The organism is Amycolatopsis sp. NPDC098790, assembly GCF_044759945.1.
GTDB lineage: Bacteria > Actinomycetota > Actinomycetes > Mycobacteriales > Pseudonocardiaceae > Amycolatopsis.
In genome coordinates this window covers 1-24891 of the sequence record NZ_JBIWAI010000004.1, presented here as the reverse complement: position 1 = coordinate 24891, position 24891 = coordinate 1, and the positions used below count along the sequence as shown (strand labels likewise).

Sequence of the window (24891 nt, the reverse complement as noted above, 5' to 3'; positions counted from 1 at the left end):
CCTACCAGCCAGGAGGCAACCAAAGGTGGTTGTGTCCGGTTGATCTCCGTCGTACCGTTCGCTGGACACGCGTTCTGGGAGGTTCCGTGCGTACCTGGCTCCGGTCGTGCTTCGCCGCCGTCACCGTCAGCGCCACGCTGGTCGCGACCGGGCTCCCGGCCGCCGCCTGCGGCGAGGACGACAAGCCCGCGGTCCCGGCCGCGCGCACCCTGGGCGACCCGGGCGCGATCAAGAACGTCAAGGCCGTCGGCAGCGTCCCGGACGCCGCCGGCGCCATCTCGGTCAACTTCCTCGACTACGGCCGCCGCGACGTCATGGTCGTGTCCGGCGAGTTCGGGCTCAAGGTCTACGACCTGACGAAGAACCCGGCCGCGCCGAAGCTGGTCGGGCAGGTCAGCCTGCCCGGGCTGTGGGAGACCGAGGACACCGAGGTCGACCAGAACCGCAAGCTGGTGTTCCTCTCCCGCGACCCGCGCGCGTACGGCGGCACGACCCAGACCGGTGAGTCCGGCATCTACGTCGTCGACGTCTCCAAGCCGGAGGCGCCGGCGATCCTCAGCTACACGAAGGTCCCGGCCGGCCACACGACCAGCTGCGTCGACGGCTGCCGCTACCTGTGGACCGGCGGCCCCTCGAAGGCCGCCGACCAGCCCGCCGAGTGGGGCGGCCGGCCGATCTGGGTCACCGACATCCGCGACCCGCGGCACCCGAAGGTGAACCCGCAGCCCATCGAGCTGGCCCGCAACGACGGCAAGACCGACTACGTGCACGACGTCCAGGTGGACGACAACGGCGTGGCCTGGGTGTCCGGCCGCGGCGGCGTCCGCGGCTACTGGACGAACGGCGTGCACCGCGACCCGGTGACGAACAAGGTCCGCCGCGCCACCGCGCACGAGCCGGTGCCGTACGCCGGCGGCGGCATCGCCGAGACGGCCGCGCCCTCGCGGTTCATGCACAACAGCTTCCACCCGGCCGGCCACCGCATCGGCGACGGCGCGTGGCGCGGCCAGGACCTGATCTACGCGACGGAGGAGAACTTCGTCGACGGCTGCGCGGGCGACGGTGTCCTGACCATCTCGTCGCTGAAGGGCTCCTACCACGGCGAAGGCTGGCGTTCGACGCCTGAGCAGCCGTTCCGGCTGGAGAGCGTCGGCACCTGGGGTGTCAACGGCCAGGAGGGCAGCGACCCGGCGTCGGACGACTGCTCCGCGCACTACTTCGACGTCCGCGGCAAGATCCTCGTCCAGTCGTTCTACGCGCAGGGCACGCGGTTCCTCGACGTCAGCGACCCGACGAACCCGCGCCAGATCGCGTACTACCGCCCGGGCGACGCGAGCGCGTGGGCCCCGTACTGGCACGGCAAGTACGTCTACGTCGCCGACAACGCCCGCGGCATCGACATCCTGCAGCTCACGAAGTGACGCACCAGAAGCGCAGCCGCCCGGCCGAGCTGACGTCGGTGTAGACGCCGCCGTTGCGTTCGATCACGCGGCGCGACGCGTGGTTGTCCGGCGCGCAGGTCAGCAGGGCGCGCTCGACACCCGCGGCGCGCGCTTCGCCCAGGACGGCCCGCAGCAGCGCGGTGGCGTGGCCCCGGCCGCGGGCCGTGGGGCGGATGTCGTAGCCGATGTGGCCGCCGAACTCGGGCAGCTCCCCGGTGAGCCGGAAGTTGAGCCGGGCCCGCCCGAGGAAGTGCGGGCCGTCGACCCACCAGTAGACGCGGTGCGTGGGCGTGGCGGTTCCCGCGGCCCAGCGCCGGAAGGCCGCCGGGTCGGCGAGGACGTCGGTCCGGAGGTCGGTGTGCAGCCCCTCTTCGTGGAACTCGCGCAGGGCGGCGAGGAACGACGCGTGGTAGCGCGGACCAGGCACGGTCAAGCGGGGTTCGGACACCATTCGACCATCGCGAACGGCGATCGCCGGCGCAAAGCATTTTCGGGCTGATCCACCGGAGGCCGTCGCCGAGCCGGCTCGGCGACGGCCTCCGGTGCGTCGGTCAGGAGCGCAGCCAGACCGCCGTGTCGGTCGGCAGGGACTCCGTCACCGGGCCGCTGGCCAGCAGGACTTCGCCGGCCGGCAGTGGCACGGCCGACGCCGAGAAGTTCAACGCGACCGTGAACTCCGTCCCGATCCGGAACGCCAGCACACCCTCGCCGAGGTCGAGCCACTCCAGCGTGCCGGCCGGGAGGTCCCGGCGCAGCCGCAGGCCGTTGCGGTAGAGCGACAGCATCGACTCCGGATCAGCCGCCTCCGCCGCGGCCGTGTACGCCTTCCACTCCTCCGGCTGCGGGAGCCACGCGCCTCCCGACCCGAAGCCGAACGGCGGCTCGTCGCCCGACCACGGGATCGGGACGCGGCAGCCGTCGCGGCCCGGGTCGGCGCCGTTCGTGCGGGCCCACACCGGGTCCTGGCGCAGGTCGTCCGCGATGTCCAGGACCTCCCACAGCCCCAGTTCCTCGCCCTGGTAGACGTAGAGGCCGCCGGGCAGCGCCAGCGTCAGCAGCGCGGCCGCGCGGGCCCGCTGGGTGCCGAGCGAGAGGTCCACCGGCAGCTCGTGCAGCCGGTTCGCGAACGAGAAACCCGTGTCGCCCTGCCTGCCGTACCGGGTGACGTGCCGCGTGACGTCGTGGTTCGACAGCACCCACGCCGCCGGCGCGCCGACCTCGTCGTGCGCCCGCAGCGTCCGGTCGATGACGTCGCGAAAGCGCTTGCTGTCCCACGGGCAGACCAGGAAGTCGAAGTTGAACGCCGAGTGCAGCTCGTCGCGGCGCAGGTAGCGCGCCGCCCGGGACATGTCGGGCAGCCACATTTCGCCGACGAGCACGCGCTCGCCCGGGTAGCTGTCGACGATCTTGCGCCACGAGCGGTAGATCTCGTGCAGGCCTTCCTGGTCGGAGAACGGCGTCTCGTCGCCGTCTTCGACGTCGGGCAGGGCCGGGTCCTTCACCAGGCCGTCGGCGACGTCGATGCGGAAGCCGTCGACCCCGCGGTCGAACCAGAACCGCAGCACGTCCTCGAACTCCGTGCGGATTTCGGGGTTGTCCCAGTTGAAGTCGGGCTGGCGCGAGCTGTAGAGGTGCAGGTACCACTCGCCGTCGGGCACGCGCGTCCACGCGGAGCCGCCGAAGCGCGACTTCCAGTTGTTGGGCGGTTCGCTGCCGTCCGGGCCGCGGCCGGGCCGGAACCAGAACCGCTGCCGTTCCGGCGAACCCGGGCCCGCCGCCAGCGCGGCCTGGAACCAGCGGTGCTCGTCGGAGCAGTGGTTGGGCACGATGTCGATGATCACCCGGATGTTCCGGGCGTGGGCCTCGGCGATCAGCTCCTCGGCCTCGGCGAGCGTGCCGAAGAGCGGTTCGATGTCGCGGAAGTCGGCGACGTCGTAGCCGCCGTCGTCCATCGGGGACGGGTACCACGGGGTGAACCAGATCGCGTCGATCCCCAGGTCGGCCAGGTGGTCGAGCCGGGCGCGGACGCCGGCGAGGTCGCCGACGCCGTCGCCGTTGCCGTCCGCGAAGCTGCGGATGTACACCTGGTAGATCGCCGCGCTCCGCCACCAGCCGGTTTTCTCGGTCACGAAAGTGCCCCTCCTGAGTCGATTGGGAAGTCAGCCCTTGATGGAGCCGGCGGTCAGCCCGGCGAGGATCTGCCGCTGGAACGCCAGGAACAGCGCGACCATCGGCAGGCTGGCCAGCACCATCCCGGCGACGAGCACGTTGAGCGGCATGTCGATCGCCACCCGCTGCAGCATCACCGAGAGCGTCTGCTTTTCGGTGTCCGGGAACACCAGCAGCGGCCAGATGAAGTCCTTCCACGCGGTGACCACCGCGAGGATCGACACCACGGCCAGGATCGGCCGCGAGATCGGCAGGATGATCCGCCAGAGCGTGCGCACCGGCCCGGCGCCGTCGATGCGCGCCGCCTCGATCAGCTCGTCCGGGATCTGGTCGAAGAACCGCTTGAGCAGGTAGATGTTGAACGCGTTCGCGGCCGCGGGCAGCCAGACCGCGGTCGGCGAGTTGATCAGGTTGAGGTGCAGCAGCGGCAGGTCCGTCACCGTCACGTACGTCGGGACGAGCAGCGCGGTGGCCGGCAGCATCAGGGTCGCCAGCATCAGGCCCAGCACGACGTTGCCGAACTTCGGGCGCAGCTTCGACAGCGCGAACGCGGCCGGGACGTCGATGGCCAGCTGCGCCAGCCACGCGCCGCCGGCGACGACGAGCGTGTTGAGGAAGTACTTGCCCAGGCTCAGCTGGCTCCACGCGTCGCCGAAGGTTTCCGGGTGCCACTCGTGCGGGACGAGCGTCGCCGGTGTCTGCGCCAGCTCCTGCGGGGACTTCATCGCGCCGGTGATCACCCAGTACAGCGGGAACATGAAGGCGAGGATGAAGATCAGGAGTGTGCACGCGAAGACGACGCCGTAGACGACCTTGCCGCGCGGGCTGCGCAACGCGCTCGGCGAGACGAGGGTTCTCATGACTGGTCCGCCTTCCGCGTCAGCCGGACGTACCACGCGGAGAACACGCCGAGCGCCACGAACAGCAGCAGGCTCATCGCGCTCGCCGAGCCGAAGTCGTTGTAGACGAAGGCGTAGCGGTACAGGAGCAGGAGCACGGTGACCGTCGAGTCGTCCGGGCCGCCGCCGGTCATCACGTACGGCTCGGTGAACACCTGCATGGTCGCGACGATCTGCAGCAGGAGCAGCACCAGCAGGACGAACCGCGTCTGCGGGAACGTCACGTGCCGCAGGCGTTTCCACATGCCGGCGCCGTCGAGCTCCGCGGCTTCGTAGAGCTCGCCGGGGATCGTGCCGAGCGCGGCCAGGTAGATGAGCGTGGTGCTGCCCATGTTGGCCCACGTCGAGACGAAGACCAGCGACAGCATCGCCGTGCCGGACGAGTCGAGCCACTGGCCGCCGGGCAGGCCGACCGCGCCGAGCACGGAGTTGAACAGGCCGGGACCCGGGTCGTAGAACCACTTCCACATCAGCGCCGTCACGACCGGCGGCAGCATCACCGGCAGGTAGACGGCGAGCCGGAAGAACGCCTTGGCGTGCCTCAGTTCGTTCAGCAGCACCGCGGTGAGGAAGGGGACGGCGAAGCCGAAGACCAGCGCGAGCCCGGTGAACAGGAGCGTGTTGCGCCAGGCGACGCCGAAGAGCGGGTCCTCGAACAGGCGCTGGAAGTTGTCGAACCCGACCCACGTCGGCGGGTTGACGAAGTCGACCTGCTGGAAGCTCAGCAGGACGCCGCGGACGATCGGGTACCAGGAGAACAGCGCGAACACCACGAGCGCGGCGCACAGGAGGCCGTACGCGGTGAGGTTCTCCTTGATCTTGCGCTTGAGCTTGGTGCGGCGGCGTTCTTCTTGCGAGACGGCCGGGCGCCTGGCCCGCGACGAGGACGTCGCGGGCCAGGCGAGCAGGCTACTTGACCTGGGCGAGGACACTGTTGACCTTCGACGCGGCCGACGACAGCTGCTGGTCGATGTTCGCGTTCTGATCGGTCAGCACGGCCTGCATCACGCTGTCGAGCGCGGCGTAGATCTGCTGCGCGTTCGGCGGCTCGATGCTGCCCTTGATCTTGCTGGTCGTGTCCACGTAGGACTGGTAGTTCTTCGCGGGAACGTTGGCGTACTTGGCCTTCAGGGCCAGCTGCTGCTCGCGCACCGAGCCCGTCCAGACGTCCGGGGTCGGCTCGGCGGGCAGGCCGACCGGCTGCTTGCCGTCGACGTACTGCTGGATGTGCTTTTCGAAGCGGTCCGGGTTGAGGTACTTCCACTGGATCCACTCGAGGCCGGCCTTGACCTTCTCCGGCGAGGCCTTCGGGTTGATCATGTAGCCCTCGCCGCCGAGCAGCGTGCCCTGGCCGCCGGGCATGCCGGCGACGCCGTAGTCCTCGTACTTGCCGTTGAACTGCTTGACGAGCACGGGCACGTTGTCCGGGGCGGCCATGTACATGCCGAGCTGGCCGGCGCCCATCATGCGCTGCACGTCGGTGGCTTCGAGGAGCTGCTTGGCGCCCATCGAGTTGTCGGTCCAGCGCATGTCGTGCAGGTACTGCAGGGCCTGCTTGCCCTTCTCGTTGTTGAAGTCGGCAACCCACTTGTCGCCGTCCTTGCGGGCGATGTCGCCGCCCATCGAGTAGAGCCAGCCGGTCATGTGCCAGCCGCCCTGGTTGTTCTTGCTGTAGTCGGCGTACCCGACGGTGCCGTTGCCCAGCGCGGCGATCTTCTTGGCGTCTTCGCGGACCTCGTCCCAGGTGGTCGGCGGCTTGTCGGGGTCGAGCCCGGCCTTCTGGAACAGCGGGCGGCTGTAGACCAGGCCCATCGTGTAGTTCATCGTCGGCAGGCCGTAGAGCTTGCCGCTGGAGTCGCGGAAGTTGTCCAGCAGTTCCGGCTTGATGTCGTTGATGTGCGGAACGCTCTTCGCGGCTTCCGTGATGTCGGCGGCTTGGTGCCGCGCGATGATCTGGGCGGGGTCGGTGAAGTAGACGTAGTAGACGTCCTCGAGCTGCCCGCCGGCGAGCTTGGCGGAGAACGTCTTCGGGTCCATGAACCCTTCGTGCGGATCGATGTCGATGTTCGGGTGGGAAGCCTCGAACTCCTTGACGTCGGCGTCGAAGACGCTGCGCTCGAACGGCTGGCTGGTCGGCGGCTGGCCGGTGACGGTGATCTTCACCTTCCCACCGGTCTGGGCGGCGGTGTCGCCGTCACCGCAGGCGGCCAATCCGAGGGCCAGGCCCCCTGCGGCGATCAGGCACAACGTACGGCGGGACCAGGGACTGCTCATCTCAAGCCTCTTCTCGGGGTCGCGACGGCTGTCACGTGATTGCGGTCACTCTAAAGTGTGAGAGCAGATCGACGCAATAAGACGACGAGAATTTGCAAGTTACGAACAGGGCGCGCCCGCCCAGGGCGCCCCAATGTGGCCTTGGTTGCGTCAGACGCACCGAAGGCCGCCTTGGGTGCGCCTGACGCACCGAAGGCCACATTGGGGCGCTGGGTGCGGGCACGAAAAAGGCGCGACGGCTCGCAAGCCGTCGCGCCTCGGGGGAGGGAGCTATGCCGTGCGGCGGGCCGTGGATCCGCGGACCACCAGCTCCGGCGCGAACAGCAGCTCCTCGGCCGCCACCTCGCCGCCGTTGATCCGCTTCACCAGCAGCTCCACCACGGCCCGCCCCATGGCCTCGATCGGCTGGCGGGTCGTCGTCAGCGGCGGGTCCGTGCAGTTCATCAGCGCCGAGTCGTCGTAGCCCACCACCGAGATGTCCTCCGGCACCGACAGCCCCTGCCGGCGCGCCGCCCGGACCGCTCCCAGCGCCAGCAGGTCGCTCGCGCACAGCACCGCCGTCGCGCCTCGGGGGTACAGCCTGGCCGCCGCCGCGTGGCCTCCCTCGATCGAGAACATCCCGTGCTCGACCAGCTCGTCCAGGACCGGCAACCCCAGCTTCGCCGCGTACGCCTGGAACGCCGCCAGCTTGCGCTGCGACGGCACGTGGTCCGACGGTCCCAGCACCAGCCCGATCTTCTCGTGCCCCAGCGAGCTCAAGTGCCCGACGACCTGCTCGACCGCCACCGCGTCGTCGCACGAGACCTGGGGGAGGCCCAGGTGTTCGACCGCCGCGTTGATCAGCACCGTCGGGAGCCGGCGCTCGACCAGGTGGTGGTAGTGCGAATGCACCGCGTCCGCCTGCGCGTACAGGCCGCCGGCGAAGACCACGCCCGACACCTGCTGCTGCAGGAGCAGCTCGACGTACTCCGCCTCGGACACCCCGCCCGCCGTGCGCGTGCACAGCACCGGCGTGAACCCCTGCTGCGCGAGCGCGTTGCCCATGATCTCGGCCAGCGCCGGGAAGATGGGGTTCTGCAGCTCCGGCAGCACCAGCCCGACCAGCCGGGCCCGCTCGCCCCGCAGCTGGGTGGGCCGCTCGTAGCCCATCACGTCCAGCGCGGTGAGCACGGCGGCCCGGGTGCTGGCGGACACTCCGGACCGGCCGTTGAGCACCCGGCTGACCGTGGCTTCACTGACCCCGACCTGGCGGGCGACTTCGGCAAGACGACGCGTCATGAGTGAAACTTTACAGCAACCGGGCGCAAAAGTATGACAAGCCCGTACCGGTCTCGCTGACCGGTACGGGCTTGTCGCGAGCCGAGCTACGAAGCCGCCACTTCGAACTCGGACACCTGGCCCGCGGGCCAGCCCGTGTTGCCGGTGAACGTCAGCCGGACGAAACGCTGGGACGTCGCCGGGAAGGACGCCGACGCCGTGTTGCCGGACGCCGGGTCGAACGCGTAGCCGCGCGAGCCCACCAGGGTCGTGTACGTTCCGCCGTCCGTGCTGCCGGAGATCGTCACCGTCTGCGTCCGCGCGCCCCACGCCGAGGACGGCGGGAGGCGGAGCGTCACCTTGTTGATCGACGCCGCCGCGCCCAGGTCCACCGTCAGCGTCTGCGGGAACGCGTTGTTCGCGCTCTCCCAGTACGAGTTGGCGTCACCGTCGACCGCGTTCGACGGCGGGAAGCCACCGACCGACGCCGACGCGCTGATCGCCTTGCCGCGCGCGAGGTTGCTCCCCGACGTGGGCGGCTGCGGCGGCCCCGAGTTCGGCGCCGGCCACGTCGAGCAGTCACTCCACGTGCCGGTCCAGCCGCTGTTGCCCGACCCGCTGAAGGTCATCCGCGGGATCGACGTCGGGTACGGGCAGTTGTACGTCCCGGTCACCCCGACGCCGGACGCCGTCAGGTTGCTGATCGACACCGACCCCTGCGTCTGCGACTGCGCCACGAACGTGCCCACGCCCTGCACCGAGACGCCGTCGATCGTGATGCCCTGGATCGGCTTGCCCGCGCCGTTGCCGTCGATGAACTGGATCGCCTCGTACGGGCTCTGGATCGCGGTGAACCCGGTGACGCGGATCGTCACGCCGGTGATCGCCTGGTCCCGCGCGTCGAACCACAACGCGCCCACGCCGAACTTCCAGTTCGGGTCGAGCGCCCCGGCCCGCAGCGCCGTGTTGTTCGACAGCGTCACCGTGCCCGACAGCGGCACCGAGTTGAACCGGTTCGCCACCAGGTAGCCGCCGCCGAGCGCGTTGGTGTCCTGCACCAGGTTGCCGCTCACCGTGTTGTTCGAGCCGCCGTACAGCGCGATGCCGTTGGCCAGGTTCGGCTGCACGATCGTGTTGTTCACCAGCGAGTTGCCCGAATCGGCCTGGCCGTTGGACCACAGCGCGAGCCCGTCGTCGCCGTTGTTGCGCAGGTAGTTGTTGCGCAACGTCGAGTTGGTCACCGCGCCGTCGAAGTTCACGCCGTCGGCCTGGGTGTCGAGGATGCGGTTGTTCTCGATCGTGACGTTCGACGACGCGCCGTTCATCAGCCACAGCCCGCACTTCGTGTCCTGGATCCACAGGCCGCTGACGACCGAGCCGTTGCCCAGCACACCGTGGAACGCGTTGTCCGGGCTGCCGTCGTTCCGCTCGGTCACGTCGCCGAACACCGCGAAGTCGTACAGCTTGATGTTGCCGGACGCGCTGCCGTTGTTGAAGATGTTGTTGCCGTGCAACACGGTGTACCACTGACCCGCACCGCGGACCGTCGTCTGGTCGATCTGCAGAGCCGACCCGATCTCGAACCGGCCGGACGGCACCCACAACTCGCGACCCTGTGACCGCGCCGCCGCGAGGCCGTTGCGGAACGCCTGCGAGTCGTCGGAAGAGTCGTTCGCGGTGGCGCCGTAGTCGGTCACCGACAAAGCCGCGGACGGCTTGGTCCCGGCGCCGCCGACCTGCTCGAAGTCGGCGAGGTCGATGGTCGCCTGCCCGACATCACCCGAGTCGGCGGCCACCCGCACCTTCGCGCCGGCCGAAGCGTTCTGCCCGAACAGCAGGCGGGCGTCGTCGAAGAAGTGGTGCGTCTTCGCGCCCGGGATCCAGCTGGTGTCCACATAGGAATACCGGGACGTCACCGACAGCCCGCTGCCGAGCTTGGTCCCGTTGACGTAAACCGAAAGCCGGCCCGATGAGCCGTCCGGCAGGTTGTAGTGGACGTTGATCGAGTTGGCTGCCGCGGGCAGCGTGAATTCGACGTACTGGCCGGTCGTGATCCGCACGGCCTGCCGTCCGGACGCCTCCGAGGCGATCGAAGCCTGCGTGTAGTCGGGGCCGACCGCTGAGCCGTTCGTGGCGGAACACTCGGCCTCGACCGTCCGGAACGGCACACTCGCGCCGCCGGACGCCGTCGTCGGGCAGGTCGCGGCCGCCGCGGGTGTGCCGCCGGCCAGCACGGTCAGGCCGGACGCGGCGAGCGCGACGGCGAGTAAAGCCGGGATGCGGGACATCGTCATCACCTCTCAGGACGAATAGGCTTCGAGCTCGGACAGCTGCCCGGCGGGCCAGCCGGTGTTGCCGGTGAAGGTCAGCCGCAGGGTGCGGGCGGACGTCGCCGGGAACGTGATGGTCGCGGTGTTGCCCGACGCCGGGTTGAACGTGTAGCCGGCGGCCGCCTTGACGCCGTCGACCGAGATCGTCTGCGTGCGCGTGCCCCACGCCGAGGACGGCGGCAGCTTCAGCACCAGGCGCGACACCGAAACCGTGCTGCCGAAGTCGACAGTCAGCGACTGCGGGAACGCGTTGTTCGCGCTCTCCCAATAGGAATTCGCATCGCCGTCGACCGCGTTCGAAGCCGGGAACCCACCCTGGGACGCCGACGCGCTGATCGCCTTGTGCAGCGCCAGGTTCCCGCTCGGCTGCGTCGGCGTGGTGGTCGGCGGCGGGGTGGTCGTCGTGCCGCCGTTGTCCGAGCCGTACACCGGCGACGGCCACGAGCCGCAGAACGTCGTCGTCCACCCGGAGTTGCCGCCCTGGTCGGCCAGCCCGGCCATCGCGTCCGGGCCCATGCAGTTGTAGACGCCCGCGCGCCCGACGCCGGTCGCGACGACGTTCTTCACCGACCCCGTCGGCTTCGACTGCAGCTGCCAGGCGAACGTGCCGGCGCCACTGATCCGGACGTTCGTGAAGTGCACGTCCGTGGTCGCGCCGTCGATGAACTGGATCGCCTCGTAGTTGTTGTCCTGCAAGTCGAGGTCGGTGACGTCGACGCGGCCGGTGATGGCCGAGTCGCGGCCGTCGAACCACAGGGCGCCGACGCCGAACTGCCAGTTCGAGTCGAGCACGCCGGTGCGGATCGCGGTGTTGCGCGCGACCGTCGTCGTCCCGGACAGCGGCACCGCGCTGAACCGGTTGGCGATGTGGATGCCGCCGCCCTGGTCCTGGTTGTCGGCCACGACGTTGTCGGCGACGGTGTTGTCGTGCCCGCCGTAGATCGCGATGTTGTTGGCGAGGATCGGCAGCAGCACGGTGTTGAAAGAGAACGTGTTGTGGTGGTCGGCGTCGTGCTCGGACCACATCGCGAGGCCGTCGTCACCGGTGTTGCGCAGGAAGTTGTTGGTCACCGTCACGTTGCTGATGCCCTGGTGCAGGTTCAGCCCGTCGGCGGTCTGGTCGAGGATCCGGTTGCCGGCCACGGTGAGCCCGTCGAACGGCCCGTCGAGCCACAGCCCGACCTTCGTGTGCTGCAGCCACAGGTTCTGCACGACCGAGCCGCCGCCCAGCGCCCCGCCGATGGCGTTGGACTGGTCGCAGTCGACGCGCGCGTCGACCTGCCCGATGATCGCGAAGTCGTAGAGTTTCACCGCGCTGCTCGTGCCGGGCACGGCGGGGTTGCCGGGGTACGTCGACGTCCCGCAGCTCGCCGGTTCGCCCTTGCCGAAGATGCCGGCGCGCGAGCCGGTCAGCACCGAGTACCAGGGCCCGGCGCCGCGGATCGTCACCTGGTCGACCGTGATGTGGTGGCCGAGGGTGAAGGTGCCGGACGGGATCCAGACTTCCTTGCCCTGGCCGCGAGCCGCGGCGACCGCCGAGTCGAACGCCGAAGCGTCGTCGCTCGTGTCTCCCGCGATGGCGCCGTAGTCGGTGACGGACACCGAGTTCGCCGGCCGTGTGGCCGCCGCGCCGACCTGCTCGAAGTCGGCGAGGTCGATCGTCGCCGGGACGTCGCCCGCGTCGACCTGCAGCTTGATCTTGGTGCCGGCCGGGTACGACGTGCCGAGCAGCGCGCGCGTCTCGTCGTAGAAGTGGTGTGCGTGCCCGTCACCCGGGTTGTTCGTGAACGGGTACGAGCCGTAGTACCACGCCCACTTCGACGTCAGCGCGATGTCCCGGTTGTGGGTACCGCCGACGTACAGCGAGATCGTGCCGTTCACGGAATCGGGGACGCTGTAACGGAAGTCGATCGAGTTCGCCGGCGCGGTGAGCGTGAACTCGACGTACTGGCCCTGGCCGAGCGTCACGGCTTTGCGGCCGGACGCCTCGCCGGCGAGCGTGCCCGCCGCGCGGTTCGGGCCGATGACGGAACCGTTGGTGGCGGCGGTTTCGGCTTCCTGTTCGACGAAGGGCACGCTCGCGCCGCGGCCGGCGGCGAGCGCGTCGGCCGGAAGCGCGGCGATGGTGACGCCGGCCGCGGCGATCACGGCCAACGCAAGGGCGCCCAACCGGATTTTGGGCGCGCTGAAGACAGAGCTGGGAGACATGGGCGGCACTGGCCTTTCCGCAGCAGGTGGGGACCTCTGTGATCCGGATCATACGAATCGTGGACAGGAAATCGCAATAGTTGGACTAACTTACGCAAGTTTGCGACAGGAATTGACGACTGCGCCGGATGCCCGACGTTCGGTTGCGCCCGGCGGAGCAACGCCCTCGACGGCGGGTCGCGCTGATAGTTTTCAGGCATGAGCCAGCGACGTGCGGACGGCAGCGCCGGGGACGCGGACTACGGCGCGATCGGCGGGGTCTACACCGACTACCGCAAGCCGGATCCCCGCATCGGCCAGTACCTCCTCGACGCGCTGGGCGACGCGCGGACCGTGCTGAACGTCGGCGCGGGCGCCGGCGCGTACGAACCCGAAGACCGTTCGGTGACGGCGGTCGAGCCGTCCGCGTCGATGCGCGCGCAGCGCCCGGCGGACCTGCCGCCCGCGGTCGACGCCGTGGCCGAGAAGCTCCCGTTCCCGGACCGGTCGTTCGAGGGCGCGATGAGCACGTTCAGCGTCCACCAGTGGGCTGATCTGTGGACCGGGCTCAAGGAGATGCGGCGGGTCACCCGCGGCCCGATCGCCATCCTGACCTGCGATCCCGCGCTGCTGCGGCGGTTCTGGCTGCTGGACTACGCGCCCGAGGTGATCGAGACCGAAGCGCGGCGCTACCCGTCGGTCGACGACATCGCCGACGGACTGGGCGGCCACACGTCGATCGTCGGCGTGCCGATCCCGATCGACTGCACGGACGGCTTCAACGAGGCCTACTACGCGCGGCCGGAACGCCTGCTCGACCCGGGCGCGCGGCTGTCCTGCTCCGCGTGGAGCTTCGTCGACGACCGCGTGCACCACCGCTTCGCCGCCGAACTGCAGCACGACCTCGACGACGGCACGTGGACCCGCCGCTACGGGCGCCTGCGCGAACAACAGACGTTCGACGGTTCCCTGGTCCTCGTGGTCTCGGACCCGACGTCGTGACGCCGCCGCCGTTCGACCCGGAGCTGGCGCCGGTCGTCGAGATGCTGCGCGCCCTCCGGCCGCCGCTGGCTTCGCTGGACGACATCCCCGGCCGTCGCGAGCTGAACGCGGCCGAACACCGGACCGTCGAGGAGCTGGCTGCCGCGTACCCGGCGTACAAGGTCGCCGAGGAGTACGCGGGGGACGTCCCGCTGCTCGTCATGACCCCGGAATCGAGCGCGGGCGTCCTCTACTACATCCACGGCGGCGGCACGATCGTCGGCAGCCACCTCGGTGCCGACGTGCCCAACCTGCTGGCCTGGGCGGGCGAGGCGAACCTGACGATCGTCTCGCCCGGTTACCGGCTCGCTCCCGAAAACCCTTACCCGGCACCGGTCGAGGACTGCTATGCCGGTCTCTTGTGGACGGTCGAGCGGTTCGCCGGACCGTCGGTGCTCGGCGGGATCAGCGCGGGCGGCGGGCTCGCGGCGGCGACCGCGTTGCTGGCCCGCGACCGCGGCGGGCCGTCCGTTGCCGGGCAGCTGCTGCTGTGCCCGATGCTCGACGACCGCAACGACACCGCGTCGGCCGTCGACCTCGACGGCCGCGGGCTGTGGGACCGCACGGCCAACAACATCGGCTGGACGGCGTACCTCGGCGGCCTCGCCGAGGTCCCGGCCTACGCCGCCGCGGCCCGCGCATCCGATCTTTCCGGTCTGCCGCCGGCGTTCCTGGACGTCGGCACGGCGGAGACGTTCCGCGACGAGGTCGTCGCCTACGCGAGCCGGATCTGGCAGGCGGGCGGCGAGGCGGAGCTGCACGTGTGGCCGGGTGGCTTCCACGGCTTCGACTCGCTGGCCCCCGAAGCGCGGATCAGCCGGGCAGCGCGCGCCGCCCGGCTGACCTGGTTGCGGCGCCTACTCGGCCAGTAGGTCCTGCAGCTCCCGGACCGCGACCGCGAGTTCGTCCGCGAAGCGGTGCATCTCGGCCGACACGTGCTTCGGCGTGCTCAGGTAGATGTTCCACCGGTCCGGCAGCAGGACGTACGCGATGCCGATGCACTGCGGGCTCGTCGAACCGAACCCGAAGTACTGGATGTTGACCGACGGCGCCGAGCTGGTGCTCAGGAAGTCGTCCCGGGACTTCAGCCAGCCCGGCGAGGAGTACAGCGCCAGGTTCGAGTCTTCGCCACGGCGCTTCGCGATCAGCTGCAGCTCCCAGAGGTGCTGCTCCGGCGCGTCCCCGGCCTGGCACTCCTTCGCCCGCGAAACGTGCTTCGCGGCCGCGGCACGGAATGCGGCACGCTTTTCCTCACGAGAGGCGTCCGAAGTCATCACGTCGGCGAAGCGCACGACCTCCGGCGTCACGACCCGCATGGCCTCGGTCCGGCCGTTCTGGAACTGCCGCGTCGCGATCGACTCGTACGTCGCGCCGGTCAGGCCCTTCGCACGGCGATGCGCGAGCTGGTACGACATCTGCGCGAAGGCGTCCGGGGACATCCCCAGCTCCTTCGCGCGGTTGGCGCCGAAGTCGAACGACACGGTCTGCGTCGCCGTCGCGTCCGCGTACGCGCGGAAAGCCGCCGCGGCCGCTTGGGCGTCTTCGCGGAGAGCGTCGGTCAGCGCGAACTCGACGACTTCGTAGCCCGGGACGCCGTCAGCCGGCTCGCGCTCGTCGCGCGAACCGCTCAGCAACGCGTCGGTGAAGCCGAGGATCGTCGTGCCGTCGAGTTCGCAGTGCTCGACGTTGATCCCGGCGGTGCCGTCCTCGAACACGATCAGCGAGACGGCCTTGTCGTACCAGCGGTTGTCGCCGTACAGCAGCCGGTCACCCGCCTCCAGGGCGTTCGACGGCGTGAAGTCGTCCAGGCACAGGCAGAACAGCGCGGTTTCGATGGTCTCCAGCGCGGCGGCGTTGCCCGCTTCGATGAGCGCCGCCCGCGAAGCCGCCCACTCCGCGCGCGCCTTCGTCGTGAAGGGGCCGGCCGGGACGTCGGTGACGTGGTCGTCCTTCAGGATCGCGTGCAGCCCGTCGGCGATCTGCTCCGGCGAATACGGACGGCCGTCTTCGGCGAGGACGTCCATCCGGAACGGTGTGCCCTTCGAGAACACGACGATGTGCCGCTCGGGCGACGGGTACCGCGTGCGCGCGGTGTCCAGCAGCTCGCCCGGGATCCGCGTCGCCGAGAACAGGTACTGGTGCTGCACCATCGACTGCGGCGTGCCGCGCAGGAGCACCGGCGGCACACGTTCGTCGTCGAGCTTCAGCTTGTAGTCCACGGCGGACGCGGTCAGCTCGGCCGCGCGCTCCACCTGGCCGAGCGGGGAGTCCTGGAACAGGAAGAAGAAGTTGGCGTTGAGCGCGATCCGGTCGCGGCGGCCGAGGTAGCGGTACGGCCAGAACGTGTCGAGCCAGCTGCGCACGCCGGGCGAGCGGTCGTACTCCTCGAGCGCGGCCTGCAGCCCGGGCCCGGGGCCCGCGATGAACTCCGCGAGCGCCGCCTCGGTTTCGGCCAGTTCGTCCGGCGTCAGCAGCGGGGCGCACCACTCGAGCAAGCGGCGGCGGCTGTCCTCCAGCGTGGGGACGGGGACGCGGGGGAGCCGGTCCTCGTTGCCGAAGGTGCGGGTGGACCAATCCGGACTGCTCACGGTCATCCTTCTTCGTCGGAGGTGCCCAGCGCGGCGGCGAGTGCGTCCGCGCCTTCAGGTCGGGAAACATACAGCTGCGCGTAAAGCCAGCCGTCGGCTTCGAGCCCGGTGGGGTCGATCCCGGCGGCGTCCAGGGTGTCGAGGATCTGCGCCTGCTCCTCGGCGGAGGCGAACTTCCGCTGCCGGAAGACCCCGGGCACCGGCGCGGTGTCGTACCCCAGCCCGGCCAGGCTGTCGGCGACCGGCTCGTAGGAGAACATCCGCAGCACGAAGTGCGCCATCCAGGGCCGCGACTCGCGCGCGATCCGGGCGATCGTCTTCTCGGTGACGTAGCCGACGCAGCCGGTCGAGATCACCAGGTCGACGTCTTCGAGGAGCTTGCGCTGGGTGCTGTCCGGGTCTTCGCTTTCGAAGTCGGCGTGGATCGCCTCGTCGAGGAACCCGGCGGAAAGCGCGTACTCGAGAGCCGGCGCCGACGCGTCCAGGCCGTAGAACTTCGCCCCACCCGGATCGGTGACGCGGGCGCGGTCGGCCTCGATCAGCTGCGCGTGGCTCAACGCCCGCACGTCCGGATCCGTGTAGTGCGCGTAGAGGTCGTCCATCGTGGCTTCGCAGCGCCTCAAGGCCGCGTTGACGCCGTACGAGCAGCCGACGTCGAGCACGGTCGGACGCTCGGCCGGGTGCTCGCCGATCAGCTTGGCGAAGTACGGCTTCGCCAGCTGCGGGATTTCGTAGTCCACGCGCCGCAGCGTGCCGAAGAACGGCCGCGGGTCGGGCGCGGTGTAGATGTGGTCGAACGAGATCTTGCCGGTCGAGTCGAAAGGCACTGGCCAGGCTCCTCATCGAATCGCAGCTCCGCTGTCCGTTGAGGGCGGCGGCGGGGGCATGGATGGACTAGTCGAGCAGTTCGTCGCCCCGGTCGGTGCGTCCGGCGAGGTGGGCCGGCAGGACCCGGCCGAACAACTGCCTGGTCCGCTCCACGCTGCCGATGACCCCCGGGCGCTCGCTGTAGGCGAAGATCGCGGAATGCCGCGCGATCGCACCCTCCACCGTACTGACCCGGTGCAAGGCGAAGCGTCCTTGAAAGAGCTGGAGATCCCCCGGACGGAGGCCGAGGCGCTGGACCGGATGGGTGCCGTCGTCGCGGATGACCGCCCGGACGGCCGGGAAGTTCTCGTCCGCCGCGGACCGGATGCCCGGGCAGTACTCGAAGGTCCCGCCCGCTTCGGCGGCCTGCGTCAGCATGCTCACGGTGTAGGAGTTCGTGTCGAAGTGCCACGGGTGCGCGCGGCCGGGCGCGATCACGTTGAGCGTCAGGCCGGACAGCGGATCGGCCAGCTCGTGCAGCTCCGGCAGGCCGAAGCAGTCGGCGACGAACCGCTGGAACACCGGGCTCGAGTAGAGCCGGGCGATGATCGACGACGCGGGGATGTGGTCCCGCGCGACGAAGGCGTTGCCGCGTTCCATGATCGTGCGGCCCGGGTGGTCTTCGGGCAGCGGCTCGTCGATCGCCGTGTTGTAGGCGTTGACCTTCTCGATCTTCGTGTAGGCGTGCGGTTCGAGCGCGGCGCACTCTTCCCGCAGCAGGTCGTGCAGCTCGGGCCGGATGAAGTCGGCGAGCACGCTGCACCCGACGTCGGCCAGGTCGGCCCGGGTGCGCCCGACGGTCTCGCGCCACGCGGGACTGTCCGGATCGGTGAGCGGGTAGCGGTCGGTGTCGACCATTTCCAGTGGCGCTACGGAGGTGCTCATCGAGGTCCCTTCCGGCGGGTGAAGGACCAGAGTTAGCACAGACTCCCGCTGGTCAACCGTCGGTTTGTGAGCGGTGACACAGGGTTGTCAGGCGCCGACCTCGGTGGCCCACGAGCTGACGGTGACGGTGTCCGTGGTGCCGAGGTCGGTGTCGAGCGGCTGCTTTTGCGCGGGTTCGCCCGGAACGGGCACCACCGCGATGGCCGCGCCGCTACGCGTGTCGCCGCTCGTGACGGTCGCCGACCACGCGAGCACGGCCACGACCTTCTCGCCCGGCTGGACGGTCAGGTCCTGCGGGCCGAGGTCCCGCGCGAAGTACGACGTCCCGTGCTCGACCTCGACCTCGAGCGGGGAGCCGTCACCCGCGAGGATCTTGAGGTCGGGGTAGCCGGTGACCTTCCGCGGCGCGGTGTCCCGGTTGGTCAGCGTCAGCACGCTCGCGCGGTGGCCGAGACCGGCTTCGACCTGGCCGACCGTGAGCGACAGACCTTTCGACGGCGGCGGCCCGTACGTCGGGCTCGGGGTGGACGTCGGAGTCGGCGCGGGCGGTGGCGGACTTTCACAGCCCGCCAGAAGCGCGAGGACGAGCAGCGGTGTGAAGCGGAAAACCCCCATGCGCCGGAAGGGTAGCGGAGGTCTTGAATGACTCATTCAGGACGCCAGGCGTCTTGAATGAGTCATTCAAGACCTTTCACGGAGTCAGCAGGGGCAGCAGCGGCTTGCGCACAGCGGTGGCGACGCCGTCCGACGCCGCCGCAGCGGCGACGCGCTCGGCCGACGGCCGCCCGTACCCCGTCGTCCGCTGCACCAACGGGCGGCCGAGTGGTTCGACCATCTCGCGCATGTCGCTGATCGTCTTGTACGACCCGTTGGACGCGCCCGCCATCCGGCTGATCGTCTCCTCCATCAGCGTCCCGCCGATGTCGTTGACGCCGCCCTGCAGCACCGCGCGGCTGCCTTCGACGCCCAGCTTCACCCAGGAGCTCTGGATGTTGTCGATCATGCCGTGCAGCAGGAGCCGCGACAGCGCGTGCACCGCGCGGTTCTCGCGCACGGTCGCGCCGGCGCGGGCCAGCCCGGCGAGGTAGATCGGCGAGCTCTGGTGGATGAACGGCAGCAGCACGAACTCGCTGAACCCGCGTCGCCCGTGCTTCTCCAGGCCCTCACGCTGCAGCCGCGCGAGCAGCTTGAGGTGCGCGACCCAGTGCGCCGGCGTGTCGACGTGGCCGTACATCATCGTGGACGTCGTCGGCAGCCCGACCTCGTGCGCGGTCGTGACGACCTTGATCCACTCCGACGTCGGCAGCTTGCCCTTCGTGAGCACCCAGCGGACGTCGTCGTCGAGGATCTCCGCGGCCGTGCCCGGCAGCGAGTCGACGCCGGCCTCCTTCGCCTTGATCAGCCAATCGCGAAGCGACAGGTTGGTCCGCGAAGCGCCGTTCACGACCTCCATCGGGCTGTAGGAGTGCAGGTGGATCTCCGGCTGACGGCGCTTGACCTCGGCCGCGAGGTCGAAGTAGGCGGTGCCCGGCAGGTCCGGGTGGATGCCGCCCTGCATGCAGATCTCGGTCGCGCCGGCGGCCCACGCCTCGTCGACGCGGTCGCCGACCTGCTCCAGCGAGAGCGTGTACGCGTCGGCGTCGGTGCGACGCTGCGCGAAGGCGCAGAAGCGGCAACCCGTGTAGCAGACGTTGGTGAAGTTGATGTTCCGCGTGACGACGAACGTGATGTCGTCGCCGACGGTCTCGCGGCGCAGGTCGTCGGCGAGCTTCGTGAACGCGTCCAGCTCACGACCGTCCGCGTGCAGGAGTGCCAGCGCGGCGTCGTCGGACAGCCCGGCCGGGTCCTTTTCCGCGCTGCGCAACGCTTCCAGGATGTCCGTGTCGAACCTGGCCGGCCCGGTCTTGATCCGGTCGCCGATCTCCTTCCAGTCCCCGTACACGGAGTCGAAGTCGCTGCGGCGGTCTTCGGTGCGGCCGGTGGTGTCGATCTCGGTGTGCAGGTCGGTGCGGCCGGACTCCTGCCAGCCGCCGTCCGGCTCCTGCCACGGGATGCCGACCGGCATCGCGTCCTCGCGGGCCAGCCCGGTGTCGTAGTCGACGAGCGCGGCGACGTGCCGCGTGATCCGCGGGTCCAGCCACGGCTCGCCGGCCTTGACGTACTCCGGGTAGATCGTCAGCCGTTCCTTGAGGTCGAAGCCGGCCTTCTCGGTGCGGCGGGCGAGCTCGTCGATCTGCGGCCAGGCGCGTTCCGGGTTGACGTGGTCCGGGGTCAGCGGCGAGACGCCGCCCCAGTCGTCGATGCCGGCCCGGATCATCAGGTCGTACTGGCTGCCGATCAGGTTCGGCGGCGCCTGGATGCGCATCTTCGGGCCGAGCACCAGCCGTGCCACGGCGATGTTCGCGGCCAGCTCTTCGAGGTCGGCGTCCGGCGTCGCGCGCATCTTCGTGTCCGGCTTGGCCCGGAAGTTCTGCACGATGACTTCCTGGATGCCGCCGTAGGTCTTCGCGACCTTGCGGATCTCGAACAGCGCGTCGGCACGCTCCTCGAACGTCTCGCCGATGCCGATCAGGACACCGGTGGTGAAGGGGACCGAGCTGCGTCCGGCGTCTTCGAGCACGCGCAGCCGGACCGCCGGGTCCTTGTCCGGCGAGCCGTAGTGCGGGCCGCCCTTCTCGCTCCAGAGCCGGGTCGCGGTCGTCTCCAGCATCATGCCCATCGACGGCGCGACCGGCTTGAGCCGCTGGAAGTCCTGCCAGGTCAGCACGCCCGGGTTGAGGTGCGGCAGCAGGCCGGTCTCCTCGAGCACGCGGATGGCCATCGCGCGGACGTAGGAGAGCGTGTCGTCGTAGCCGTGCGCGTCGAGCCACTCGCGAGCGGCCTTCCAGCGGTCCTCGGGGCGGTCGCCGAGGGTGAAGAGGGCTTCTTTGCAGCCCATCTCGGCACCCTTGCGGGCGATGTCGAGGACCTCGTCCGGGGACAGGAACGGCGATTCGAGCCGGCCGGGCACGGTGACGAACGTGCAGTAGCCGCAGCGGTCGCGGCACAGCCGGGTCAGCGGGATGAAGACCTTGCGGCTGTAGGTGATGATCCCGGCGCGCCCGGCCTCGGCCAGGCCGGCGTCGCGGATGCGGGAGGCGTACTCGGAAAGCGTGGTGAGGTCGTCGCCGCGGGCGTGCAGCAGGACGGCCGCTTCGGTGACGTCCAGTGTCTTCCCGTCACGCGCCCGGGCGAGCGCGCGGCGCATCGCGGAGGCGGTCGGGGTGGTGGCGTCGGGTTCGGGTCCCATTCCGCCCACGCTAGGACCGTCCTCACGCGACCAGCCAGTGTGTGTTGCGCACCCGGCTGCGGTTGTACCCGGACGTGATCGTCGTCGCAGGTCACCGCCGTGCCGTGGTTGTCGATCAGCTGCTCGACGTGTATTACCTAAAGGGTGGCATCGGTGGTCGGCAAGAAGATCGGCGGACGGACGTACTACTACCTGGCGGAGTCCGGCCGGGTCGACGGCAAACCGCGGGTGGTCACCCAGCGTTACCTGGGGACGGCCGAGGAGATCGCCCGCGCCGTCCCGGGCGGCGAGCCGGCGTCGACGTCGTACCGGGCGTTCGGCGACGTCGCCGCGGTGTGGTCGACGCTCGCGCGCCTGGACTTCCTCCACCGCGTCGACGACGTCGTGCGCGCGAAGCCGTCGCTCGGCTTGACCCTCGCGGTCGCGGTGCTGCACCGGGCGACCGCGCCCGAGACGCCGATCGGCGAGTGGTGGGCCGCGAGCGCGGCCGCCGACCTGGTCCGCCCGCGCTTGTCCACAGTGGACGGAATCTGGAAAGCGCTGGAACGCCTTACACCGGAACGCATCGCGGGGATCGAGGACACCGTCGCCGCCGCCGTGCTGGAGACGCTCGACGACCACGCGGCGCTCGCCGTGGACGTCCCCCAGTTCGCCGCCTTCGCCCCGGCGGACTGCACGCTGCCCTCGGCGTGCCAGGGCGTCCTCGCCGGCGTCGGCCTGCGGGTGACGCGCGACGGCGCCATCCCACTGGCGTCGCGGTTGTACCGGCGCGACGACGGCACGGCCCCGACGTTCGCTTCGCTGATGGCGGGACTGGGACCGGCGACGCTCGTCTTCCACTCCGGCCAGGCCGCGCAGCTGGACCTCGGCTCACGCAGCGGGTTCGTCGGGTCGCTGCCGCTGACCGACCACCCCGAGCTGCTGACCCAGCCCGCGTCCGCCCGCAAGCGCGTCGACCCCGAGCGGTTCGCCGGCCTGACGGCGCTGGACACGCACGCGGTGGTCGACGGCGTCCGGCGGCGGGTGATCCTGACGCACTCGGCGACGCTGCACGCGGCGCAGTCCCGCGCGTTCGCCGACGAGCTGGCCACCGCGACCCGCGAGCTGGACGGCCTGGCCGAGGCACTGGCCGCCGGCACCCACCGCGGCGACCGCGCCCAGGTGCACGCCGAGCTGGGCCGGGTCACGCGCGGCCGGCGCATCGAGCGCGTGCTCACCGCGGTCCTGAGCGGGAACCGGCCGGGCGAGATCCGGCTCGAACGGCGGATCGACGCCGCCGCGCTGGCTCGGCTCGACGACGAGTTCTTCGGCAAGCAGGTGCTGGTCACCGACCGGGACTGGCCGATCGGCGACGTCGTCACGGCCTACCGCGCGCGCACCCATCTGGAGTCGACGTTCCGCTGGCTGACCGGGCCCGCCGTCACCGGCCCGACCCCGCGCTGGGAGTGGACGCGGCAGCGGATCGCGGCGCACGGCCTGGTCTCGGTGCTCGCCGCGACCGTCACCCACCTGATGCGGCGCGAGGCCGACCGGGCGGGGATGAACCTGTCCGTGCGGGAGCTGCTCGACCGGCTGGCCGGCGTCGGCGAGCTGGTGCTGCGCTACCCGTCCACCGGCGGGCGGCCGCGCACGAAGCGCCTGCTGACCGAGCTGGACCCCGGTCAGCAGGCGTTGGCCGGCCTCTTTCAGCTCTCGCGGTAGATCTGCAGCGCGGAGAAGCTCTGCACCACCGGCATCAGCTCGATGACGTTGATGTTCACGTGCTTCGGCTGGCTGGCCGCCCAGAAGACGGACTCGGCGACGTCTTCGGCGGTCAGCGGGGTGGTGCCCTCGTAGACCTTGTCCGCCTTGGCCGCGTCGCCGTCGAAGCGGACCTTCGAGAAGTCCGTGCCGCCGACCATGCCGGGCTCGACGTTCGTCACGCGGACGCCGGTGCCGTGCAGGTCGCTGCGCAGGTTGAGGCTGAACTGGTGGACGAACGCCTTGGTCGCGCCGTAGACGTTGCCGCCGGGGTAGGGGTAGGTACCGGCGATCGAGCCGATGTTGATGACGTGGCCGCGGCCGCGCTCGACCATGCCGGGCAGCAGCGCGCGCGTGACGTGCGCGAGGCCGCGGACGTTCGTCGCGATCATCTGGTCCCAGTCGTCGAGCTCGGCCCGGTGGGCGGGCTCGAGGCCCTTGGCCAGGCCGGCGTTGTTGACCAGGACGTCGACCGCCCACTCTTCGGGGAGGTTCTCCACGGCGGCTTTGACGGCCTCGGGGTCGCTGACGTCCAGGGGCACGGGCAAGACGGCGTCGCCGAGCTCGCCGGCCAGCTTCTCGAGCTTGTCCTCACTGCGGGCGACGGCGATCACGCGGGCGCCCTCGGCGACGAACCGGCGCGCGATGGCGTCGCCGAAGCCGGCGCTGGCGCCGGTCACGAACACGGTCTGCTGGGTCATCTGGTGGCTCCGCTACTGGTCAGGAACGTGTCGAGCGCGTCGTTGAACTCGGTCTCGCGCTCCAGGTTAGGCAGGTGGCCCGCGCCCTCGACCACCACCAGGGTCGAACCCGGGATTTCCCGGTGGATGAGCTCGGCGTCGGCGACCGGGGTGAACTCGTCCTCGCTGCCGACGACGACCAGGGTGGGGACGTCGATGTGCCTCAGCGCCGGCGTGTAGTCGGGACGCTCGGCGCGTCCCCTCAACGCGGCCGCGGCTCCTTCTGCGGGCGCGTGGGTCATCATCCGGCGGACGTGAGCTTCGACGTCGGGGCGGGTTTCACGGGTCTGCTTCGAGATCATCTTGGGGAGCAGCTCGTCGGCGTAGCGCTCCATGCCCTCTTCGGTGATCCGGTCCGCCGTGTCGTAGCGGGCCTGCTTCGCCACTTGGGTGTCGAGGCCGGGGAAGGTGTCGGCCAGGAGGAGGGCCGCCACTCGTCCGGGGTGGTCCTTCGTCAGCTGCATGACGATCTGGCCGCCCATGGAGAGACCGCCGAGGACGAAGCTCGCCAGCCGGAGGTGGTCGGCCAGCTCTACGAGGTCCTGCGCGAAGACGTCGAGGCCGGTCTTGGTGTCGCCTGTCTCGGAGTCGCCGCTCTTCGAATCGCCGTAGCCGCGGAGGTCGGGTGTCACCACCCGGTGGCCGCGCTCGGCCAGGTGCTCCGCCTGGGGTCGCCACAGGGAGCGGTCGAAGGGGTGGCCGTGGACCAGCAGGACCGGCTGCCCGTCGCGCGGGCCGAGGTCGTCGTGGGCGAGGTTCATGCGGCCGACGCTAGGCGGAGCACTCACGCGGAGCAATACGGCGCAATGTACTCGGAGCAATGTTCTTTCGCTGGCGCTTCGGGGCTCCTGGGTGCAGACTGGGTCGCAGACGGGCTTCGTCACGGGGTCTGACCTGCGCTGATCTTGTTAAGGGACCCCCCTGTTTCGGGCCCTTTCGGGGCATGTAAAGTTCTCCAAGTCGCCAGGGAAACCGAGCGGCAGGGACACGAACCAAGCTCTCGCTCACCGCGATTGAGTGGGTGTCCCACACAAACTGCTAGAAATAACTCGCTTCGAGTAAGGCCGCTTGACGGCGGTGCGACTCGGGGTGTGTTGCTTGAGAACTCAACAGTGTGCTAGTGAACTAAGCCAGTAGAGCTTATGTATTGAACCTCGTATGAGGTTCCTTTGAGAGCATTAAA

At 70.0% G+C, this 24891-nt stretch carries 19 protein-coding genes; 4 read left to right on the top strand and 15 right to left on the bottom strand.

Translation table 11 applies throughout. From position 1 onward, the window contains the following. The first annotated feature begins 86 nt into the window (after positions 1-86). Positions 87-1421, top strand: coding sequence for an LVIVD repeat-containing protein (locus ACIQWX_RS29535; RefSeq protein ID WP_400877691.1), 1335 nt, complete (start codon positions 87-89; stop codon positions 1419-1421). Here ACIQWX_RS29535 and ACIQWX_RS29530 read toward each other — a convergent pair. The 8 genes from ACIQWX_RS29530 to ACIQWX_RS29495 all read right to left on the bottom strand — a co-directional run bounded on the left by ACIQWX_RS29530 (position 1411) and on the right by ACIQWX_RS29495 (position 12579). Then, on the bottom strand, positions 1411-1890 hold the full coding sequence (locus ACIQWX_RS29530; protein WP_400877688.1) for a GNAT family N-acetyltransferase: 480 nt from the start codon (positions 1888-1890) through the stop codon (positions 1411-1413). The genes ACIQWX_RS29535 and ACIQWX_RS29530 overlap by 11 nt on opposite strands. 103 nt (positions 1891-1993) lie before the next feature. Then, positions 1994-3571: a glycoside hydrolase family 13 protein gene (locus tag ACIQWX_RS29525; RefSeq protein WP_400877685.1), complete on the bottom strand. Its 1578-nt coding sequence runs from the start codon at positions 3569-3571 to the stop codon at positions 1994-1996. A 30-nt stretch (positions 3572-3601) separates the two neighbouring features. Continuing rightward, the gene (locus ACIQWX_RS29520; RefSeq protein WP_400877683.1) at positions 3602-4471 is read right to left on the bottom strand and encodes a carbohydrate ABC transporter permease; all 870 of its coding nucleotides are present in this window, start codon (positions 4469-4471) and stop codon (positions 3602-3604) included. Then, a complete protein-coding gene (locus ACIQWX_RS29515) occupies positions 4468-5442 on the bottom strand; it encodes a carbohydrate ABC transporter permease (RefSeq protein WP_400877680.1) in 975 nt (324 codons plus the stop codon). Before ACIQWX_RS29515 ends, ACIQWX_RS29520 begins: the two co-directional genes overlap by 4 nt. Further along, positions 5420-6784 carry an ABC transporter substrate-binding protein gene (locus ACIQWX_RS29510; RefSeq protein WP_400877677.1) on the bottom strand — a complete coding sequence of 455 codons (1365 nt, stop codon included), beginning with the start codon at positions 6782-6784 and terminating at the stop codon, positions 5420-5422. The genes ACIQWX_RS29515 and ACIQWX_RS29510 overlap by 23 nt, the downstream gene beginning before the upstream one ends. Positions 6785-7054: 270 nt before the next feature. Next, positions 7055-8062: a LacI family DNA-binding transcriptional regulator gene (locus ACIQWX_RS29505; protein ID WP_086856081.1), complete on the bottom strand. Its 1008-nt coding sequence runs from the start codon at positions 8060-8062 to the stop codon at positions 7055-7057. Between the two features lie 86 nt (positions 8063-8148). Then, on the bottom strand, positions 8149-10335 hold the full coding sequence (locus ACIQWX_RS29500) for a discoidin domain-containing protein (protein WP_400877674.1): 2187 nt from the start codon (positions 10333-10335) through the stop codon (positions 8149-8151). Positions 10336-10341: 6 nt separating this feature from the next. Then, the gene (locus ACIQWX_RS29495) at positions 10342-12579 is read right to left on the bottom strand and encodes a discoidin domain-containing protein (RefSeq protein ID WP_400877671.1); all 2238 of its coding nucleotides are present in this window, start codon (positions 12577-12579) and stop codon (positions 10342-10344) included. Between the two features lie 198 nt (positions 12580-12777). Here ACIQWX_RS29495 and ACIQWX_RS29490 point away from each other — a divergent pair, with 198 nt between their 5' ends. After that, a complete protein-coding gene (locus ACIQWX_RS29490) occupies positions 12778-13560 on the top strand; it encodes a class I SAM-dependent methyltransferase (RefSeq protein WP_400877668.1) in 783 nt (260 codons plus the stop codon). Continuing rightward, positions 13557-14471 (top strand): alpha/beta hydrolase fold domain-containing protein, encoded by a 915-nt coding sequence (locus tag ACIQWX_RS29485; protein WP_400877665.1) that lies wholly within the window; start codon positions 13557-13559, stop codon positions 14469-14471. The genes ACIQWX_RS29490 and ACIQWX_RS29485 overlap by 4 nt, the downstream gene beginning before the upstream one ends. Here the strand turns inward: ACIQWX_RS29485 and ACIQWX_RS29480 are convergent. The 5 genes from ACIQWX_RS29480 to ACIQWX_RS29460 form a co-directional block, all read right to left on the bottom strand. Beyond that, positions 14457-16193, bottom strand: a complete 1737-nt coding sequence (locus tag ACIQWX_RS29480; protein WP_400877663.1) for a choline/carnitine O-acyltransferase — start codon at positions 16191-16193, stop codon at positions 14457-14459. The two genes, ACIQWX_RS29485 and ACIQWX_RS29480, sit on opposite strands and share 15 nt — an antisense overlap. After that, a complete protein-coding gene (locus tag ACIQWX_RS29475) occupies positions 16190-17014 on the bottom strand; it encodes a class I SAM-dependent methyltransferase (protein ID WP_400877661.1) in 825 nt (274 codons plus the stop codon). Before ACIQWX_RS29475 ends, ACIQWX_RS29480 begins: the two co-directional genes overlap by 4 nt. A 67-nt stretch (positions 17015-17081) precedes the next feature. Further along, entirely contained in the window at positions 17082-17939 is an 858-nt protein-coding gene (locus ACIQWX_RS29470) for an arpA protein (protein ID WP_400877658.1), read from the bottom strand. A gap of 87 nt (positions 17940-18026) precedes the next feature. Continuing rightward, positions 18027-18554: a DUF4232 domain-containing protein gene (locus tag ACIQWX_RS29465; RefSeq protein WP_400877655.1), complete on the bottom strand. Its 528-nt coding sequence runs from the start codon at positions 18552-18554 to the stop codon at positions 18027-18029. Positions 18555-18630: 76 nt separating this feature from the next. Continuing rightward, positions 18631-21228, bottom strand: a complete 2598-nt coding sequence (locus ACIQWX_RS29460; RefSeq protein ID WP_400877652.1) for a bifunctional FO biosynthesis protein CofGH — start codon at positions 21226-21228, stop codon at positions 18631-18633. A gap of 153 nt (positions 21229-21381) precedes the next feature. On the opposite strand from ACIQWX_RS29460, the gene ACIQWX_RS29455 reads away from it, so the two are divergent. Continuing rightward, positions 21382-22929: a transposase gene (locus ACIQWX_RS29455; protein ID WP_400879739.1), complete on the top strand. Its 1548-nt coding sequence runs from the start codon at positions 21382-21384 to the stop codon at positions 22927-22929. Here the strand turns inward: ACIQWX_RS29455 and ACIQWX_RS29450 are convergent. After that, the gene (locus ACIQWX_RS29450; RefSeq protein ID WP_400877650.1) at positions 22914-23669 is read right to left on the bottom strand and encodes an SDR family oxidoreductase; all 756 of its coding nucleotides are present in this window, start codon (positions 23667-23669) and stop codon (positions 22914-22916) included. The genes ACIQWX_RS29455 and ACIQWX_RS29450 overlap by 16 nt on opposite strands. Next, positions 23666-24469 (bottom strand): alpha/beta fold hydrolase, encoded by an 804-nt coding sequence (locus ACIQWX_RS29445; RefSeq protein ID WP_400877647.1) that lies wholly within the window; start codon positions 24467-24469, stop codon positions 23666-23668. Before ACIQWX_RS29445 ends, ACIQWX_RS29450 begins: the two co-directional genes overlap by 4 nt. Positions 24470-24891 lie beyond the last annotated feature (422 nt).

Bases quoted from the DNA above. Each gene is read 5' to 3' on its own strand.
- ACIQWX_RS29520 (WP_400877683.1), bottom strand. From the start codon at position 4,471: ATGAGAACCCTCGTCTCGCCGAGCGCGTTGCGCAGCCCGCGCGGCAAG.
- ACIQWX_RS29510 (WP_400877677.1), bottom strand. From the start codon at position 6,784: ATGAGCAGTCCCTGGTCCCGCCGTACGTTGTGCCTGATCGCCGCAGGG.
- ACIQWX_RS29505 (WP_086856081.1), bottom strand. From the start codon at position 8,062: ATGACGCGTCGTCTTGCCGAAGTCGCCCGCCAGGTCGGGGTCAGTGAA.
- ACIQWX_RS29500 (WP_400877674.1), bottom strand. From the start codon at position 10,335: ATGACGATGTCCCGCATCCCGGCTTTACTCGCCGTCGCGCTCGCCGCG.
- ACIQWX_RS29495 (WP_400877671.1), bottom strand. From the start codon at position 12,579: ATGTCTCCCAGCTCTGTCTTCAGCGCGCCCAAAATCCGGTTGGGCGCC.
- ACIQWX_RS29490 (WP_400877668.1), top strand. From the start codon at position 12,778: ATGAGCCAGCGACGTGCGGACGGCAGCGCCGGGGACGCGGACTACGGC.
- ACIQWX_RS29480 (WP_400877663.1), bottom strand. From the start codon at position 16,193: ATGACCGTGAGCAGTCCGGATTGGTCCACCCGCACCTTCGGCAACGAG.
- ACIQWX_RS29470 (WP_400877658.1), bottom strand. From the start codon at position 17,939: ATGAGCACCTCCGTAGCGCCACTGGAAATGGTCGACACCGACCGCTAC.
- ACIQWX_RS29465 (WP_400877655.1), bottom strand. From the start codon at position 18,554: ATGGGGGTTTTCCGCTTCACACCGCTGCTCGTCCTCGCGCTTCTGGCG.
- ACIQWX_RS29460 (WP_400877652.1), bottom strand. From the start codon at position 21,228: ATGGGACCCGAACCCGACGCCACCACCCCGACCGCCTCCGCGATGCGC.
- ACIQWX_RS29450 (WP_400877650.1), bottom strand. From the start codon at position 23,669: ATGACCCAGCAGACCGTGTTCGTGACCGGCGCCAGCGCCGGCTTCGGC.
- ACIQWX_RS29445 (WP_400877647.1), bottom strand. From the start codon at position 24,469: ATGAACCTCGCCCACGACGACCTCGGCCCGCGCGACGGGCAGCCGGTC.